The sequence below is a fragment of the Acidobacteriota bacterium genome (assembly GCA_030697165.1).
In the GTDB taxonomy this organism is placed as follows: Bacteria; Acidobacteriota; Vicinamibacteria; order Vicinamibacterales; family UBA2999; genus 12-FULL-67-14b.
This window is the reverse complement of sequence record JAUYQQ010000004.1, coordinates 333730-351143: the sequence shown is the minus strand read 5'-3', so window position 1 is coordinate 351143 and position 17414 is coordinate 333730. Positions and strand designations below refer to the sequence as shown.

Annotated in this window: 16 protein-coding genes; all 16 read left to right on the top strand. The window is 66.9% G+C overall.

Features of this window, described 5'->3' with window-relative positions; genetic code table 11:
* The first annotated feature begins 89 nt into the window (after window positions 1–89).
* The 16 genes from Q8T13_05570 to Q8T13_05495 all read left to right on the top strand — a co-directional run bounded on the left by Q8T13_05570 (window position 90) and on the right by Q8T13_05495 (window position 17362).
* Complete coding sequence (locus Q8T13_05570) at window positions 90–761, top strand: hypothetical protein (GenBank protein ID MDP3717224.1); 672 nt, start codon at window positions 90–92, stop codon at window positions 759–761.
* Between the two features lie 116 nt (window positions 762–877).
* Window positions 878–2674, top strand: a complete 1797-nt coding sequence (gene pilB / locus Q8T13_05565) for a type IV-A pilus assembly ATPase PilB (protein MDP3717223.1) — start codon at window positions 878–880, stop codon at window positions 2672–2674.
* Window positions 2675–2677: 3 nt separating this feature from the next.
* The gene (locus tag Q8T13_05560) at window positions 2678–3823 is read left to right on the top strand and encodes a type IV pilus twitching motility protein PilT (protein ID MDP3717222.1); all 1146 of its coding nucleotides are present in this window, start codon (window positions 2678–2680) and stop codon (window positions 3821–3823) included.
* Between the two features lie 39 nt (window positions 3824–3862).
* A complete protein-coding gene (locus Q8T13_05555; protein ID MDP3717221.1) occupies window positions 3863–5077 on the top strand; it encodes a type II secretion system F family protein in 1215 nt (404 codons plus the stop codon).
* Between the two features lie 4 nt (window positions 5078–5081).
* Complete coding sequence (locus tag Q8T13_05550) at window positions 5082–6773, top strand: ATP-binding protein (protein ID MDP3717220.1); 1692 nt, start codon at window positions 5082–5084, stop codon at window positions 6771–6773.
* Window positions 6770–8236 carry a sigma-54 dependent transcriptional regulator gene (locus tag Q8T13_05545; GenBank protein MDP3717219.1) on the top strand — a complete coding sequence of 489 codons (1467 nt, stop codon included), beginning with the start codon at window positions 6770–6772 and terminating at the stop codon, window positions 8234–8236. The genes Q8T13_05550 and Q8T13_05545 overlap by 4 nt, the downstream gene beginning before the upstream one ends.
* Window positions 8237–8513: 277 nt before the next feature.
* Complete coding sequence (locus Q8T13_05540; protein ID MDP3717218.1) at window positions 8514–9053, top strand: prepilin-type N-terminal cleavage/methylation domain-containing protein; 540 nt, start codon at window positions 8514–8516, stop codon at window positions 9051–9053.
* Between the two features lie 75 nt (window positions 9054–9128).
* Entirely contained in the window at window positions 9129–10373 is a 1245-nt protein-coding gene (locus Q8T13_05535) for a vitamin K epoxide reductase family protein (GenBank protein ID MDP3717217.1), read from the top strand.
* Complete coding sequence (locus Q8T13_05530) at window positions 10370–11335, top strand: ABC transporter ATP-binding protein (GenBank protein MDP3717216.1); 966 nt, start codon at window positions 10370–10372, stop codon at window positions 11333–11335. Before Q8T13_05535 ends, Q8T13_05530 begins: the two co-directional genes overlap by 4 nt.
* Window positions 11332–12138 (top strand): ABC transporter permease, encoded by an 807-nt coding sequence (locus tag Q8T13_05525; GenBank protein MDP3717215.1) that lies wholly within the window; start codon window positions 11332–11334, stop codon window positions 12136–12138. Before Q8T13_05530 ends, Q8T13_05525 begins: the two co-directional genes overlap by 4 nt.
* Window positions 12139–12143: 5 nt before the next feature.
* Window positions 12144–13073, top strand: coding sequence for a hypothetical protein (locus Q8T13_05520; protein MDP3717214.1), 930 nt, complete (start codon window positions 12144–12146; stop codon window positions 13071–13073).
* Entirely contained in the window at window positions 13070–13840 is a 771-nt protein-coding gene (locus tag Q8T13_05515; protein ID MDP3717213.1) for a prepilin peptidase, read from the top strand. Before Q8T13_05520 ends, Q8T13_05515 begins: the two co-directional genes overlap by 4 nt.
* Before the next feature lie 6 nt (window positions 13841–13846).
* A complete protein-coding gene (locus Q8T13_05510; protein MDP3717212.1) occupies window positions 13847–15091 on the top strand; it encodes an ATP-binding protein in 1245 nt (414 codons plus the stop codon).
* A 263-nt stretch (window positions 15092–15354) separates the two neighbouring features.
* A complete protein-coding gene (locus Q8T13_05505) occupies window positions 15355–15855 on the top strand; it encodes a hypothetical protein (GenBank protein ID MDP3717211.1) in 501 nt (166 codons plus the stop codon).
* Window positions 15852–16661 (top strand): prepilin-type N-terminal cleavage/methylation domain-containing protein, encoded by an 810-nt coding sequence (locus Q8T13_05500; protein MDP3717210.1) that lies wholly within the window; start codon window positions 15852–15854, stop codon window positions 16659–16661. The genes Q8T13_05505 and Q8T13_05500 overlap by 4 nt, the downstream gene beginning before the upstream one ends.
* A complete protein-coding gene (locus Q8T13_05495; GenBank protein MDP3717209.1) occupies window positions 16658–17362 on the top strand; it encodes a hypothetical protein in 705 nt (234 codons plus the stop codon). The genes Q8T13_05500 and Q8T13_05495 overlap by 4 nt, the downstream gene beginning before the upstream one ends.
* Window positions 17363–17414 lie beyond the last annotated feature (52 nt).

Sequence of the window (17414 nt, the reverse complement as noted above, 5' to 3'; positions counted from 1 at the left end):
CTACAGGGGCCCTGGCGAGCGTTAATCTGGAGTTTGGCGAGTTCAAGCCCGACGGCCCCGGGGCGCGGGACGGCCTGAATCACGGGCTGGTGGCCATTTCGCTTCCGCCAGTGGGCCTGGCCTACTACCGGCAGGGGGTTTTTGGCGAGCGTCCCCCAGGGCCTGCAGTGACGGGCGACCAAGGCCGAGAAGAAGTGCGGCGCAGTGTGCACGCGTTCACGACCTCGACATTTGCCATCAGCCTGCTGCAGTCGCTGACGGAATACGTAGTGGTGTCGGCGACGCCCAAGTTCGTATGGGGTGGTGAATCGTTCACGGTTGATGTCGACGCCAGCGCGATGCTTGCCATCACGCAGTTTCGCCTGGGGGTCACGGCCCGCAACCTGACGACGCCGTCCTTTGCACTGGACGACTCCGGCGCCGAGGAGGCGGAGTTGGCCACCGAGGTGCGGGTGGGTGGCGGATGGGGCTCGGGCTGGCCGGGGCATTCGCGGGTCGTGGTCGCGGTCGATGGCGACGTGGTGACGCGCGCGACGCCGAGCGGCGAGCGCCGCGACCTGGCGGCGGGTGTGGAGACGTGGTGGCTCGCGCGGCGTCTTGGCGTGCGGGGCGGCCTGCGTGGCAGCACGGTCGGCGAGGCGCGCGGCGTAATGACGGCCGGGGCATCATGGATGTTCTCGGGGATGTACCTCGAGGGCTACTGGGCCGGTGGCGACGCCGGCGAGCGGTCGTGGGGCCTGGGGTTGCGGTATTCGTTTTGAGGAGTGGTCCGGCTAAAGCCGGACGCCACATTGGGATGGTCCGGCTAAAGCCGGACGCCACAGTTCGATGTAGCGTCCGCCTTTAGGCGGACATCGGGGGGAATCAAAAGCTAGTCATGGCGGTCAGGATTGGTGAACTGCTTCTCAAAGAGAAGCGCATCACGGCGATCCAACTTCAGGAAGCCCTGAACTACCAGAAGACGAACGGGGGGAAGCTCGGCGCCAACCTCGTGAAGATGGGCTTCGTGAAGGATGAGGAAATCACCGCGCTGCTGTCGAAGCAGTACGGCGTGCCCTCGATTGCCCTGAACCAATTCGAGATCGACCCGGCGGTGATCAAGCTGGTGCCCGCCGAGACCGCCCGCAAGTACCAGATCGTCCCGCTCAGCCGCGCCGGCGCGACGCTGACGATCGCGATGACCGACCCCACCAACGTCTTCGCCATGGACGACGTGAAGTTCATGACCGGCTACAACGTCGAGCCGGTGGTCGCGTCGGAAACGGCGGTGCTCGACTCGATCGACAAGTACTACGGCGTCGGCGGCCCGGCGCAGACCCAGTCCTCGCGCGGCGGCGCCACCGCGACCGCGGCACCCCAGGACACCGGCGAGAGCGCGCTCGACATGGCGACCCGGTCGCTGACCGAGATGCCGACCATGCTCGCCGACGTCGCCGGCGACGTCGAGGTCATGGACGACCTCGAAGAGATCAGCGCCGAGATGCTCGCCCGCCAGGGCGAAGAGGCGCCGGTCATCAAGCTGGTCAACGTCATCCTGATGTCGGCCATCTCCAAGGGCGCCAGCGACATTCACATCGAGCCGTACGAGAAGGAATACCGCGTCCGCTACCGCATGGACGGCATTCTCTACAACATCATGGCGCCGCCGCTGAAGATGCGCGATGCGATCACCTCGCGCATCAAGATCATGGCCAAGCTCGACATCGCCGAGAAGCGCCTGCCGCAGGACGGCCGCATCAAGATTCGCTTCAGCGACAACGGCCAGGCCAAGGACATCGACTTCCGCGTCTCGTGCCTGCCGACCCTGTTCGGCGAGAAGATCGTCATGCGCCTGCTCGACAAGGGCAAGCTGATGCTCGACATGACCAAGCTCGGCTTCGAGCCCGAGTCGCTGGCCAAGCTCGAGGCGCAGATCGCCAAGCCGTGGGGCATGTGCCTGGTGACGGGCCCGACCGGCAGCGGCAAGACCAACACGCTGTACTCGTCGATCGCCAAGCTCAATACCCCCGAAACCAACATCATGACGGCGGAAGACCCGGTCGAGTTCAACCTGATCGGCGTCAACCAGGTGCAGGTGCGCGAGTCGATCGGCCTCAACTTCGCGGCCGCGCTGCGCAGCTTCCTGCGCCAGGACCCCAACATCATCCTGGTCGGCGAAATCCGCGACTTCGAGACCGCCGAGATTGCCGTCAAGGCCGCGCTCACCGGCCACATGGTGCTGTCGACGCTGCACACCAACGACGCCCCCAGCACCATCAACCGCCTGATGAACATGGGCATCGAGCCGTTCCTGGTGGCGAGCTCGCTCAACCTGGTCTGCGCCCAGCGCCTGGTGCGCCGCGTCTGCGTCAACTGCAAGATCGAGGACGAAGTGCCGCCGGCGGCGATGGAGCAGGTCGGCTTCTCGCGCGAGGATGCGGCAACGGTCAAGCCCAAGAAGGGGACTGGCTGCGACAAGTGCCTGAAGACCGGCTACAAGGGCCGCGTCGGCCTCTACGAGGTGATGGAGATTACCGACGAACTTCGCGAGTTGATCCTGGTTGGCGCCTCGTCGCTCGAAATTCGCCGCAAGGCCATTGAAGAAGGCATGATCACGCTGCGTGGCAGCGGCCTGCGCAAGATCAAAGACGGTGTGACGACCATGGAAGAAGTGTTACGAGAGACGGTGAAATAACTTATGGCTACCCTCCCTGACTTGTTGAAGAAGACCGTTGAGATTTCCGGCTCGGACCTGCACCTGTCGATCGGCTCGCCGCCCCAGGTCCGGGTGCACGGCGAACTGCAGAAGCTCGATCATCCGGAGCTGACGGCGTCCGACACCAAAGCGCTGGCCTATGCGGTGCTGACCGACGCGCAGAAGAAGCGCTTCGAGGAGATGCTCGAGCTCGACTTCTCGTTCGGCATTCGCGGCGTGGCCCGTTTCCGCTGCAACATGTTCAACCAGAAGGGCGCCGTGGGCGCGGTCTATCGGCAGATCCCCGAGAAGATCCGGACCTTCGAGGAGCTGGGCCTGCCGGCGGTGCTGGCCAAAATGGCCGAACGTCCGCGCGGCCTGGTGCTCGTGACCGGGCCGACCGGCAGCGGCAAGTCGACCACGCTGGCCGCGATGATCGACAAGATCAACAACGAGCGGCACGGCCACATCCTGACCGTCGAAGATCCGATCGAGTACCTGCACCAGCACAAGAACTGCCTGATCAACCAGCGCGAACTGCACAGCGATACCCAGAGCTTCACCAACGCGCTGCGCGCCGCCCTGCGCGAGGACCCCGACGTCGTGCTGATCGGCGAAATGCGCGACCTGGAAACTGTCGAATCGGCGCTGCGTATCGCCGAGACCGGCCACCTCACGTTCGGCACGCTGCACACCAATTCGGCGGCCTCGACCATCAACCGCATCATCGACGTGTTCCCCTCGCACCAGCAGTCGCAGATTCGCACCCAGCTGTCGCTGGTGGTCGAGGGCATCGTCTGCCAGGCGCTGCTGCCGAGGGCCGACGGCAAGGGCCGGGCGGTGTCGCTCGAGATCCTGGTGCCGACTCCGGGCATCCGCAACCTGATTCGCGAGGACAAGGTCCACCAGATTTACTCGGCGATGCAGACCGGCCAGGAAAAACTGGGCATGCAGACCATGAACCAGTCGCTGGCCACGTTGTATTTCCGCCGCATCATCACCCTGGATACGGCGATCAACGCCTCGTCCAACCGCGAAGAACTGCAGGAGATGATCAACCGCGGGGCCGGCGTCGTGGCCGGGGCCGGCATGGGGCGCCCGGGGGGGCCGGGCGCCGGTCCGCGGCCGCCGGTGCGGCCGGGGTCGTAAGGGAAGTAGAATCTCTGTGCCTTCCCGCGGAGATTGAACATGGCGACTTTTGCATTCTCAGGACGCAACCGGAGCGGCGAGGCCGTGTCGGGCGAACGCGTGGGCGACACCATGGACGCCGTGGTGTCGGCGCTGCGCCGGGAGCAGATCCAGGTCACCCGCATCCAGCCGGCCCAGGCCAAGGCCCAGGCCAAGGTGGTCAAGACCCTGAAGGCGCGCAGCGTGCCGGCCAAGAACCTGGCCGTGTTCACGCGCCAGTTCTCGGTGATGATCGACGCCGGCCTGCCGCTGGTGCAGTGTCTCGACATTCTCGGCAACCAGGAAGAGCACGCCTATTTCTCGCAGGTGATCCTGGCCACCCGCTCCGACGTCGAAGGCGGCATGTCGCTGGCCGAGGCCATGAAGCGGCATCCGCGGGTGTTCGACGCGCTGTTCTGCAACATGATTGCCGCCGGCGAAGCGGGCGGTATTCTCGACACCATCCTGAAGCGCCTTGCGGTCTACATTGAGAAGGCGGTCAAGCTCAAGGGCCAGGTGCAGTCGGCGATGATCTACCCGATCGCCGTGATCGTGATTGCCGGCGTGGTGATTGGCGTCATTCTGTGGAAGGTGATCCCGACCTTCGCGACGCTGTTTGCCGGCCTCGGCGCGACCCTGCCGCTGCCGACCCGCATCGTCATTGCCCTCAGCGAAAACCTGATCCGGTTCATGCCGGTGCTGTTCGTGACGTTCTTCGCCGGCGGCTGGGGCTTCCGCACCTACTACGCGACTCCGAAGGGGCGGCGGGTGATCGACCAGATTTCGCTCAAGCTGCCGATTCTCGGCCCGATCCTGCGCAAGATCGCGGTCGCCCGGTTCTGCCGGACGCTGTCGACGCTGATGGCGTCGGGCGTGCCGATCCTGGACGGCCTCGACATCACCGCCCGCACCTCGGGCAACGCCATTATCGAAGACGCCATCCAGGTGACCCGCAAGAGCATCGAGCGCGGCGAAACGATCTCGGCGCCGCTCAAGGAGACGGGCGTGTTTCCCGGCATGGTGTGCCAGATGATCAGCGTCGGCGAGGCGACCGGTGCGCTCGACACCATGCTCGGCAAGATCGCCGACTTCTACGAGGAGGAAGTCGACGTCGCGGTCGAGGGCCTGCTGACGCTGCTCGAGCCGTTGATGATTGCGCTGCTCGGCGGCGCGGTCGGCGGCATCGTGATCGCGATGTACATGCCGATCTTCGACCTGATCAGCCAGCTGACCTAGGTCGATGAAGGAGCGGACCCTCCGGCAGCGGCTGGCGGCCCACATTGCCGTCCGCCTGGTGGTGGCGACCGTGCTGCTCGGATTGGCCCTGGTGGTGCAACTGCGCACCCCAGGCGCCTGGGCGATCAACCCGTTCTTCTTCCTGATCGGCCTCACCTACGCGGTGAGCCTCGGCTTCATCGGCTCGTTGCGGTTCGTCGACCGCTGGCCGTGGCTCACCGACGTGCACTTCGCCATCGACGCGGTGATCATCTCGGCTGCGATCATGCTGAGCGGCGGGGTCGAGAGCCTGTTCACCATCCTCTACATGCTGCCGATCGTGGCGGCGGCGTCGGTGCAGTTTCGCCGCGGCGGGCTGCAGTTGGCGACCCTCAGCAGCATCCTGTTCTTCGGGCTGGTGCTGATGCAGTATCTCTACACCGCCAACAGTCTCGACGTGCCGTTCACGCTGCCGGTGACCACCCTGCCGCCGGTCAACGTCGCGCAGTATACGGTGGCGCTCAACTGCTTCGGCTTCTTCGCCGTGGCGGTGCTGAGCGGGTCGCTGGCCGAACGGGCGCGGAAGGGCGAAGCCCGGCTCGAGCAGGCGACTGAGGAAATTGCCGACCTGCAGGCGTTCAACCAGTACGTGCTCGATAACCTGGTGAGCGGGCTGGCGACCGCCGACAGCCGCGGCCGGCTGCTGACCTTCAACCGCTCGGCCATGCTGATCACCGGCCGCACCGGCGCCCTGCCGCTCGGCGAGCCGGCGGCCACCGTCCTGCAACTGCCGGAGCCGTTTGCCGCCACGATCGCGCAGGACCTGTCGCGGGTGCGCAGCAAGCGCACCGACTACCAGTTCCGCCGCACCGACGGCCAGGTGATTGACCTCGGCGTGAGCGCCGCGGCGCTGCCGCTGCCCGACGGCACGCGCGGCTATCTCTACACCTTCCAGGACGTCACCGACGCCAAGCGTTTCGAGCACGGCGCCCGGCTGCAGCAGCGGCTGGCCGCCGTCGGCGAAATGGCCGCCGGCATCGCCCACGAGATTCGCAATCCGCTGGCCTCGATGTCGGGCTCGATGCAGATGCTGAAACAGGAGCTCCCGCTGTCGACCGACCAGGCGCAGTTGATGGACATCGTCTTGCGCGAGTCGGAGCGGTTGAACCAGACCATCAAGTCGTTCCTCGCCTACGCCCGGCCGCAGCGGTTCCAGGTCCAGCGGCTCGACCTTCGCCAGATGGTGCAGGAAACCGCCATGCTGCTGCGCAACAGCACCGAAGTGGCGGAGCGGCATACCATCGACGTCCGCTTGCCCGACCAGCCGGTGCTGATCGACGCCGACGAGGGCCAGGTCCGCCAGATTATCTGGAACCTGGCCACCAACGGCCTGCGCGCCATGCCCGGCCACGGGGCGCTGACGCTCAGCGCGGCTGAAGAAGCCGCCGGGGATCACCGGCAGTCGGTGCTGCTGGTGGAAGACGAGGGTGTCGGCATTGCGCCCGAAGACGTCGAGGCGATCTTCCAGCCCTTCCGCGGGTCGTTCGGCAAGGGCACCGGCCTCGGCCTCGCCATCGTGCACCGGATCGTCACCGACTACGGCGGGCAGATCGTCGTGCGCTCGCGTCCCGGCGGCGGCACCGCCTTCCGGGTCACGTTCCCGGCGGCGCGGCCGGCCGGGACGGCGCAGCCGCAGCTGGAAGGGCAGGTTTTGTGAGCCAGGGATCGGGGACCAGGAATCAGGGATCGGGGATCAGGGATCAGGGATCGGGGATCAGGGATCAGGGGGCCGACAAGCCGCGCATCCTGATCGTGGACGACGAGCAGTCGATGCGCGAGATGACGCGCCAACTGTTCGCCAAGGTTGGGTACGACGTCCTGTTGGCGGGAGACGGCGTGTCTGCGCTTGAGGTGCTGGCGCAGGAGTTTATCGACGTCGTGCTCACCGACATCCGCATGCCCCGGCTCGATGGCGTGCAGTTGCTCCAGGCCATTCGCAATCTTGCGCCCGATGTGGTTGTGGTGATGATGACCGCGCATTGGACCCAGGACTCGGCCGAATGGAAGGAGGCGGAGAAACTCGGCGCCAAGTACCTCTTCGAAAAGCCGTTCCAGGACGTGAATCTGGTGACGCTCCAGGTCGGCCATTTGCTCAAGAGCCGCCGCCAGGGCCACGAGCTGACCGTTCTGCGCAAGACCAACGCCGAGCTCGGGTTCGCCGGCATCATCGGCCGCAGCCCGGTGATGCTCGAGGTGTTCCGGCTGGTCGAGACGGTCTGCCGTACCAACAGCACGGTGTTGATCTCGGGCGAGTCGGGCACCGGCAAGGAACTGGTGGCGCGCGCCCTTCATGCGCAGTCGCTGCGCGGTGGGAAGCCGTTCGTGGCGGTCAACTGCGGCGCCATGCCCGAGGCCCTGCTCGAATCCGAGCTCTTTGGCCATGTACGGGGGGCATTCACCAGTGCTGATCGTGACAAGAAGGGCCTGTTCGAAGTTGCCGAAGGCGGCACCGTGTTCTTGGATGAGATCGGTGAGATGACGCCGCCGATGCAGGTGAAGTTGCTGCGCGTGCTCCAGGAGCGAAGGTTTCGTCGGGTCGGCGGCACTGACGAGGCGCCCGCTGACATTCGGGTGATTGCGGCGAGCAATCGTGACTTGACCAAGCGGGTGTGGGACGGGCAATTCCGTGAAGACTTGTTCTATCGACTGAACGTGATTCCGCTCAAGATGCCTGCGCTCCGAGAGCGGGTTGATGACATACCGCTCATCGCCGAGCACTTCCTCAGGAAATACACGCGCGAGATGAACAAGGCCATCGAGGGCTTTTCGGCAGACGCAATCGCAGCGCTGCGAGCCTACGCGTGGCCGGGCAACGTGCGAGAGCTTGAGAATGTCGTGGAACGGTCCGTGGCCCTCGAGTCGGAGCGTCGAGTCGAGCTGGCGACGTTGCCGGCGAATTTGCGCGATGGGAAGGCCACAGCAGCCCGCCCTGGCCACATTGCGGCCCATCCTGAAGATGGCCTGGGCTTCAACCTCGAGCGCCACCTCCAGGACATTGAGCGGTCGCACCTCGAACGCGCGCTTGAACGCTCGGGCGGCGTGCAGACGCGCGCGGCGGATGTCCTGGGCCTGAGCTTTCGGCAGTTCCGCTACCTGGCCAAGAAGTACGGCCTCAAATGATGCGCCTCCGCCTCCGCCTCCCCGGCCGGTGACAGAAACTGGCAGGGGCTCCTGACAGGAATTGTCATAAATGCCTTGCCTCCCGGGCCTAAACCGATTCCGAGATAGCCCGATAAGACTACTGATAACAAGCACTTAGGGAAATGAGCGCCGGTTATGGTCCTGTTGGCATAGCGGTTGCTCTAGTAAGGGACGAACGACGCCGCCTCCGGGTGAGCGGCGTTGAGACTGACGAACAACTTACGGCAACCTGGGCAAGATTTTGGGAGAGACCATCATGCGTATTCGTAGCAACAAGGGCTTCACGCTCATCGAACTTCTGATCGTCGTCGCGATTATCGGCATCATCGCGGCCATCGCCGTCCCCGGCCTGCTCCGCGCCCGCATGTCGGGTAACGAAGCGTCGGCCATTGGTTCGCTCCGCGCGATCAACAGCTCCCAGCAGGCCTATTCATCGAGCTGCGGCAACGGCTTCTACGCGATGGACCTCGTGGTTCTGGGCGAACCGCCGAGCGGCGGCGGCACGCCCTTCATCAGCCCCGACCTGATCGGCGCGGCCCCGATCACGAAGAGCGGCTACGAAATCACGATGGCCGGTGAAGCGCCGGCGACGGCGCCGACGATTGCTCCCTGCAACGGTGTCGTTGGGGACCTGGGTGCCGGCTACTACGCGTATGCCGACCCGGCCAACGAGGGCTCCACCGGAACGCGTTACTTCTGGACCAACACCCTGGGCACGATCTACACCTTCGCGTCCACCCTCTCCGGCGAGACCGCGGTTGACGCGGCCCCCGGCACCGGCACCGTTCTGCAGTAGCAGCACGACCGAAACGTCACCACGAAGGGTGCGGCCCGTGCCGCACCCTTCGTCTGTACAGGTAGAATCTCCGGCATGTCCCTCGCGTCCGCGCCCTCAGGCACGCCGGCCAAGACCGGGTGGTTCGCCGGCTTCGCCCTTCTCGGGTTGGTGGCATCCTCGGCCTCGGCCATCGTGCACTATCAGCTCATTAACGATCCGGCCTATGCCAGCTTCTGCGACGTAAACGCGACGTTCAGTTGCACGGAAGCCTATTCGAGCCGATACGGCGCAGTCGGTGGCGTACCCGTGGCGGTCTTCGGCGTGATCTTCTTTGTGTTCGTTCTCGGGCTGGTGGCGCTTTGTTCGGCATCGCCGGCCGCCGCCGGCAACCTGCCCGGCTACATCTTTGCTTCGTCCACCATCGGCCTCGCCGTGGTGCTCTATCTCGCGTATGCCTCGTTCGTCATCCTCAAGGCCGTGTGCGTGCTCTGCGTGGGCACGTATGCCGCCGTCATCGGGCTGTTCCTGCTGTCGGGATCGGCCACCAGGTATCCCATGACCAGCCTCCCGAACCGTGTCCTTGGAGATCTGCGATTGCTGCTTCGGACGCCGTCGGCGTTGGCGGCCGCGGTTGCGTTTGTGATTGCGGCCGGAGCCGCGGTTGCGTGGTTTCCCGGCCAGTCGGTCGCCACCGTCTCGGCCGACGCGGGCGCCGCCGCCGAGCAGGCGCCTGCTGCCGCCAGCCTGACTGCCGCCCAGATCACCCAGTTCGAGGAATACCTGGCGCAGCAGCCGCGCGTGCCGATGGTGGTGCCGGCCGAAGGCGCGGCCGTGGTCGTGGTGAAGTTCAACGACTACCAGTGCCCGCCGTGCCGCCAGACCTTCATGGAGTACAAGCCGGTGTTCGCGAAGTGGGCGAAAGAGCAGCCCGGGAAGGTCCGCTACGTGACGCGCGACTATGCGATCGAGCGCGAGTGCAATGCGTTCGTCAACCAGGACCTGCACCCCGCGTCATGCGAAGCGGCCGTCGCCGTGCGGCTGGCCCGCGAGAAGGGCAAGGCCGACGCGATGGAAGAGTGGCTCTTCGCCAACCAGCCGTCGCTGTCGCCGGCCAGTGTCAAGTCCGCGGTCCAGACGGTTGCCGGCGTCACCGACTTCGACGCGCGCTACGCGGCGACGCTGGAACTCGTGAAGGCCGACGTGGCGCAGGGCTCCGCCTTGAAGGTCACGGGCACGCCCACCTTCTTCATGAACGGCATGCGCTTGCCCGGCCTGCGGGCCGAGTATTTCGACGCGGCCATTGCGTGGGAACTGCGGCGGGTCACCAGCGGGAAATGATGGCGCCAGCGATTGAGACCGAGGGGCTGACCAAGGATTTCACCGTCGGCTTCTGGCGCCCCCGGCCCTACCGCGCGCTCGATCGCCTCACGCTCACCGTGGCTGCCGGGGAAGTGTTCGGGTTTCTCGGCCCGAATGGCGCCGGCAAGAGCACGGCGCTCAAGCTGCTGATGCAGTTGCTGTATCCCACCGCCGGCGACGCCCGCATCCTGGGGCGCCCGGTGGGTGACGCCAGCATCCGGCAGCGCATTGGCTTCCTGGCCGAGAATCCTTACTACTACGACTACCTGACCGCCGAGGAACTGCTGGCCTACTTTGCGCGGCTGTTCGGGTATCGCGGCGCCGACGCGACGACGCGCGTCTCGCGGGTGCTCGATGACGTGGGCATTGGCAAGGAGCGGCGGCTGCGCCTGCGGCGGTTCTCCAAGGGGATGCTCCAGCGCGTCGGCCTGGCGCAGGCCCTGCTCAACGACCCGGAGGTGGTCTTCCTGGACGAGCCGATGTCCGGCCTCGATCCGCTGGGCCGCCGCCACGTCCGCGACCTGATTCTCGGCCTGCGCGCGCGCGGCTGCACCGTGTTCTTCAGCTCGCACATCCTGTCGGATGCCGAGGCGCTGTGCACCAGGGTCGGGGTCCTGGTGCAGGGGCGCCTCGTGGCGTCCGGTCCGCTCTCGGCCATCCTGGGCTTCGAGCTGAAGGGCTGGGAGCTGGTCGTGTCGGGCGTGACCGACACGCTCCGCCCGGAACTGGCCGCACTCGCGCGGCGGACTACCGACCTGGGCGACGGCCACGTGATGTTGCACCTGGTGCCCGACGCCGAGCCCGATCGCCTGCTGCCTGATCTGACCCGCCGCGGCGCGCACATCGTGTCGCTCAACCCGGTGCGGGAAACGCTCGAAGACTATTTCGTGGAGGCCGTCGCTGCGACCGCGGCCCGCGACGCGCGCGGGGTAGGCGCGTGAGGACGATCGCGATCGTGGCCGGCGCCGCGTTCCGTGAATCGGTTCGCGATCGTGTGCCCTACACCATGGTGGTGTTCGCGGTGCTGATGATCGCGGCGTCGTTCCTGATCGCCCAGCTCACCGCCGGGCAGGACCTCAAGATCATCAAGGACCTGGGGCTGGCCGCGCTGTCGATCTTCGGCCTGCTGATTGCCGTGTTCATCGGCATTGGCCTGGTGTCGAAAGAGGTCGAGCGCAAGAGCGTCTACGGCCTGCTGACCAAGCCGGTGACCCGCACCCAGTTCATTCTCGGCAAGTACCTCGGCCTGGTGGCCACGCTGGCGGTAAACCTGTCGGTCATGACGATCGCGTATTACCTGGTGCTGGGCTACATGGATGCCACCGCCACCGACAGCCTGCGGGCCGGATGGGCCGCCCCGGCGCTCGACCCGCGGCAACTGGTGGCGATCGTGCTCGTCATGGGCGAGCTGGCGCTCGTGACCGCCGTCGCGTTGTTCTTCTCGACCTTCTCGAGCCCGCTCCTGTCAGCCGTGCTGACCCTCGGCTTGTGGGTGGCCGGGCACTTCAACGCCGACCTGCGCCAGTTCGAGCAGGTGGTGGATCAGCCGGCGGTCGCGTGGCTGGCGCGCTCCCTGTATTACCTGTTGCCGAATCTCGCCCCGTTCAACGTGAGGGCGGAGGTGGTCTACGGAATGCCCGTCACGTTGGCGCACGTCGGCTTCACCCTGCTGTACGCCGCGGTCTACATCGCCGCGTTGCTCGTGGCGGCGGTCGCGGTCTTCCGCCGCCGCGACTTCAAGTAGCCGCCATGTCGCTGACCGCACCGCGCGCCGCCCAACGCCCCTCGAGCCGGCTGCTCGTGGCGGCGATCGTGGGGTTGCTGGCGGGTGCCACCGCCGTGCAGGTGGTCCGCGATCGCGGTTGGCAACCGTATCAGCCGGTCACGCCGGTCCTGTGGTTTCAGTCAGGGCCCCTGCTGAAGCGCGCCTCGCTCGGGTTCGAGAACCTGGTCGCCGATGTCTACTGGATGAGGGCCGTCATCTATTACGGCAGCGCGCGCCTGGCGGAAGGCGAGCGGCGCGACTACGGCCTCCTCGACCCCTTGCTGAACTTCGTCACCACCCTCGATCCGCGTTTCAAGGTGGCTTACCGCTTTGGCGCGATCTTCCTGACCGAGGGCTATCCACGCGGCCCGGGCCGGCCCGATCGCGCCATCGCGCTGCTACAGCGAGGGGCCGAGGCCAGCCCGGAGGCCTGGGAGTACATGCACGACATCGGGTTTGTCTATTACTGGTGGCTGCGGGACTACACGGAGGCCGGCCGGTGGTTCGAGAGGGCGGGCCGCCTGCCGGATGCGCCACGCTGGCTGGCGCCGCTGGCGGCGACGACCCTCGCGCAGGGCGGCGATCGCGAGTCGGCGCGCATGATGTGGCGGCAGTTTCGCGATAGCGTGGACGAGGGCTGGTTCAAGCGCAATGCCGAGATGCGTCTCGTCCAACTGGACGCGATGGATGTCGTTGACGAACTGAACCGCGCGGTGCAGCGGTTCACGGCCAGGGAAGGGCGGCCGCCCCGTGACTGGCGCGAGCTGGTCGTCGGCGAGCGGCTGCGTGGCATCCCGCTCGACCCCACTGGCATCCCTTACGCGCTCGATCCTGCGACCGGCCGCGCCGACGTGTCGCGCGAGTCGGCCCTCTGGCCGTTGCCGGCCGCGCCGATTCCCGGGCCCCCACGATGACTGCCGAAATCCAAGTGTTGATCCTGGCGTTGTTCATGGGCTTATGCATCGGCAGCTTCCTGAACGTCGTCATCTACCGCCTGCCGCTCGGGCAATCGTTGGTGTCGCCCGGGTCCCGTTGCACCAAGTGTGGCTACCAGCTGCGTTGGTACGACAACGTGCCGGTGCTCAGCTGGGCGCTGCTCGGCGGGCGGTGCCGCCAGTGCCGCACGGCCATTTCGATCCAGTATCCGGTGGTCGAAATCATCACGGGGCTGTTGTTCGTGCTGGTCGCGTGGCTCACGCCGGTGGGGCCGCTCCTGTTCAGCCGCTTGATCCTGGTCGCCATCCTCGTGGCGCTTTTCGGGATCGACCTCGAGCACCAGATTCTGCCCAACTCGATCACCCTGCCGGGCATTGTGATCGGCCTGATGTTCAGCGCCATTGCGCCACCGGGCTGGCAAGACGCGCTGCTCGGCACCCTGCTCGGCGCCGGCGTCTTGTATGGGATCGCCGCCGCTTACTACGCAGTGCGGCGTGAAGAAGGCCTGGGCATGGGTGACGTGAAGATGCTGGCGATGATCGGCGCGTTCCTGGGATGGAAGGCCGTGCTGGTCACGCTCGTGTTGTCGTCGTTCTCGGGCGCCCTCATTGGCATGGCGCTGATTGCCGCGCAACGTGGCGGCATGAAGCTGGCGTTGCCGTTCGGAACCTTCCTGGCCGTCGGCGCGGTCGCCGCGATGCTCGTGGGTGATCCGCTGATCGCCTGGTACGCCGGCTTCTTTTAATCCGCCATGGAAACACTGACCACCGCCGGACCGGCGCTGCTTGGCCTTGCGCTCATGGTGGCGTTCCTGCTGATTGTGACCGTGGTCATGGTCGTGCGTGCCGCCAGCGGCCGCCGGCGGGCGCGCCGGACCGATCGCGGCGAGACCGTGCTGTTGTCGGTGGCGCTGCAAGAAGCCGTGACCAAGCTGAAGGCGCAGGAGCGCCAGATGGCGGCGCGGGCCGAGGCGTCGGAGCGGCTGGCCAGCCAGATTGTCGAGGGACTGACGTCGGGCATGGTGGTGGTCGATCGCGACGGCGTGCTGCAGACCATGAACCCCGCGGCCCGGCGCATCCTCGGCCTCGACGCCACCGCCGGCACTGGCCCGGTGGCCGAGGTGCTGAGCCGGGTGCCGGCGCTGGCCGGCGTGATCGACGAGGCGCTGCGTACCACCACGCCGATCGTGCGCCGGACCGTCACGCTCCAGGACGGCGCCCGCACGTCACACCTCGGTGTGACCGTGTCTCCCATCACCGGCGCCGACGGCGCCATGCAGGCCGTGGTCTGCCTCTTCACCGACCTCACCGCCGTGGTCGAGCTCGAGGAGCGGCTGCGGCTGAAAGAGGCGCTGGCGCGGCTGGGCGAGCTGACCGCGGGCCTGGCGCACGAGTTCCGCAACGGGTTGGCCACCATCCATGGGTATGGCCGCCTGCTCGATCCGGCTGCGCTGCCTGAGCCGGCGCGCACCTACGTGGAGGGCATCCGCGCCGAGACCACCGCGCTCGGCGAGGTCGTCACCAACTTTCTGCGCTTCGCCAAGCCCGAGCAGTTCGCCATGGCGCCGGTGGACCTCGGCGCGATCGTGACGCGCGCGATCGACGACCTGCCGGGCGCCGCGGCCGTCACCGTCTGCAAAGGCGACTTCGCCATCGTCAACGGAGACGATGTGCTGTTGCGGCAGGCGTTCAGCAATCTGCTGCGGAACAGTCTGGAAGCCTGTACGGCCGGGCAGACCGCGATCAGCGTCTGTGGCGAGGTGATCGGCAGCGACGTCTACGTGACCGTGGACGACAACGGTCCCGGGCTGTCGCCCGCGGCCCTCAGCCGCTTGTTCCAGCCATTTGCCACGACCAAGGCCGCCGGCACCGGGTTGGGCCTCGCCATCGTGCAGAAGGTGATCGTGTCGCACAACGGCGTGGTGATCGCCGGCAGCAGTGCCGCCGGTGGCGCGCGGTTCCGGGTGCGGCTGCCGATTCATGAAGGGCAGGCCTGAGGGCGCGCGTCGCGCGTGGGGCTCGCGGCTCCGCCGCTCGTCGGGCTCGGCCGCTCCCGCGGCCATCGTAAGACTCGCCGCTCGCGCGGCTCGTGGGGAAGCGTCCCACACCGCAGCAGGATCTGCAACGGGGAAGGTCGACGTCGTACGCAGTAACTGATCGCGTCGGCTTCTCGTGCCAGGGACGGCCAGGTGAATTCCGCCAGTAACCTCACCGAACGCTCGATCCGCGAGCGGGCAGGCCGATTGCACTATCCCTCGGCATGCAGACGCTCACTCGCTCGTCGAACGACGGCTTCACGTTGCTCGAGACGGTGGTCGCGACCGGTGTCCTGGTCACGGCGCTCACTGGCCTCGCGCAACTCTTCGCGCTGACCGCGCGATCCGCCAGAGACGCTGGCGCTCAGGGCGCCGTCCTGACCGCGGCACAAGACAAGATCGAATGGCTGCGGGCGCTGGCCCTTGGCTATGGGCCGCTCGGTGAGGCCATCACCGACCCGGCGCTAGCGGTGTTCAACGCCGGCAGCCTTGGCGACGACACCGACGGCTTCGTGGATTACCTCAGCGCCGATGGAGCAGTCGTGGACATCGAGCGTGATGGACACGGCGCGGTGTGGACCCGGCGCTGGCGGATCACGCCGATCGATACCTACGCGCCGGAAGCGCTGGCGATCGAAGTGTGCCTCTTCTCATACCCGGCCGATGGACTTGCGCCGCGGGCCGCCCAGGTCTGCCTGGCCACGGTTCGGACGAGGCAGCCATGAGGTCGGGCGGGTTTTCGCTGCTTGAACTGCTGGTGGCGCTGACGGTGTGCGCGTTGCTGTCGGGCGCGATCGCTGCGGCGGCGCCGCCGGCACGGGCGCTGTTCCACGCCACCCCCGAGATACTGGACCTGCAGCAGCGCCAACGAACTGTTGCCGATGTCCTCGCCCGCTCGCTTCGGTCGGCCGCCTTCATCAGGGCCACCGACGCCGACGGCCTGGCCGGACCGGCCGCGCCGGCCGTGGCACTGCTCGATCCCGATGAGGCCGAGGAACGGTTCCACGCGCTCCAGGTGATTGCGCTCTCCGGGTTTGGACGCGGTGTGCTGGCGGCCGATCAAGCCACGCCGTCCGGTGCGCTCGTCCTTCGGCCGGGCGCGCCGTGCCCCTCGGCCGGTGACGTGTGCGGCTTCACCACGGGGATGGCGGCCGCGATCGTTGATCTCGAAGGCCGGTTCGACGTCTTCACCATTGCCTCGGTCAACAAGGGCGCCAATTCGATCACGGCCTCGCGCGCGCTCGATCGGGCCTATCCAACCGGCTCGGCGCTGTTCGCCGTGTCGGCCCACACCTACTACCTGGACGAGCAGCCGGACGGTTCGTCGAGCCTGGTGAGGCAAACGGCCGCTGGCGCCATTCAGCCAGTGGTCGATTTCGTCACCGAGTTGAAACTGGCCGGCTCGTATCGAGCCAGCCAGTTGACGCGCGTTGACGTCATGGTCCGTGTCGGCGCGCGGACCTCGTTGCCGCGACGGGCCGTACCCGCTCGCACCAGCCGCCTCGCGGTGGCGTTGAGGAACCCGTCATGAGCGCCAGCGCCCAGCGCGGCATCGCGCTCATTCTCGCGTTGCTGCTCACGAGCTTCCTCTCCGCCGTGGGCCTTGGCCTCGCCATCGTCGTGTTCATGGATCGCCTGGCCACCGGCAACGTCAAGGCAGCCGTCGGACTGATGCACGCGGCCGAGGCGGGCATTGAGCTGGCCGCACATGAACTCGCGCGCGCCGATTGGCCGGCCGTGCTCCAGGGCGCGGAGCAGGCGACGTTCTCGGACGGCAGCCCTACCGGCGTGCGCGCCATTCCCGGCGGCGGCGCCGTCAACCTCACCGCCGAAACCAACATGCTCAACTGCGGCAAGACCACCGCGTGCACGTCGGGGCACATGAATGCGAACTCTGACGAGCGCCCGTGGGGCGTCAACAACCCGCGGTGGCGTCTCTATGCGTACGGCGCGTTCGAAAACCTCGCCGCGGTGGCACGGCCGGTCCCGTGTTTTCTCGCTGTGTGGATCGCGGACGACTCGGCCGAGGTGGATGGTGATCCTGAAACCGATGGCGATCTCGAGGGTCGCGGCGTGCTGCGCGCGCGGGCGGTGGCGTACGGTCCCATGGGCGGACGCCAGGCCATTGAGGCTGAGCTGGCCCGCGTGTGTTTTGGCATCGCCGACGAGGAGATCTGCCAGCCCGGTATTCGTGTGCAATCGTGGCAGGAAGTGCGCCAGCTGGTTCCTTGACCCGCCAGCGCGCGAGGCGTACGATCACGGCAGGGGGAAATCGGCCTTCCGG

Excerpts from the sequence above, each read along its gene's own strand:
- Q8T13_05515 (MDP3717213.1), top strand. The coding sequence starts at position 13,070 with ATGACTGCCGAAATCCAAGTGTTGATCCTGGCGTTGTTCATGGGCTTA.
- Q8T13_05530 (MDP3717216.1), top strand. The coding sequence starts at position 10,370 with ATGATGGCGCCAGCGATTGAGACCGAGGGGCTGACCAAGGATTTCACC.
- Q8T13_05540 (MDP3717218.1), top strand. The coding sequence starts at position 8,514 with ATGCGTATTCGTAGCAACAAGGGCTTCACGCTCATCGAACTTCTGATC.
- pilB (MDP3717223.1), top strand. The coding sequence starts at position 878 with ATGGCGGTCAGGATTGGTGAACTGCTTCTCAAAGAGAAGCGCATCACG.
- Q8T13_05555 (MDP3717221.1), top strand. The coding sequence starts at position 3,863 with ATGGCGACTTTTGCATTCTCAGGACGCAACCGGAGCGGCGAGGCCGTG.
- Q8T13_05550 (MDP3717220.1), top strand. The coding sequence starts at position 5,082 with ATGAAGGAGCGGACCCTCCGGCAGCGGCTGGCGGCCCACATTGCCGTC.
- Q8T13_05500 (MDP3717210.1), top strand. The coding sequence starts at position 15,852 with ATGAGGTCGGGCGGGTTTTCGCTGCTTGAACTGCTGGTGGCGCTGACG.
- Q8T13_05560 (MDP3717222.1), top strand. The coding sequence starts at position 2,678 with ATGGCTACCCTCCCTGACTTGTTGAAGAAGACCGTTGAGATTTCCGGC.
- Q8T13_05510 (MDP3717212.1), top strand. The coding sequence starts at position 13,847 with ATGGAAACACTGACCACCGCCGGACCGGCGCTGCTTGGCCTTGCGCTC.
- Q8T13_05520 (MDP3717214.1), top strand. The coding sequence starts at position 12,144 with ATGTCGCTGACCGCACCGCGCGCCGCCCAACGCCCCTCGAGCCGGCTG.
- Q8T13_05505 (MDP3717211.1), top strand. The coding sequence starts at position 15,355 with ATGCAGACGCTCACTCGCTCGTCGAACGACGGCTTCACGTTGCTCGAG.
- Q8T13_05495 (MDP3717209.1), top strand. The coding sequence starts at position 16,658 with ATGAGCGCCAGCGCCCAGCGCGGCATCGCGCTCATTCTCGCGTTGCTG.
- Q8T13_05535 (MDP3717217.1), top strand. The coding sequence starts at position 9,129 with ATGTCCCTCGCGTCCGCGCCCTCAGGCACGCCGGCCAAGACCGGGTGG.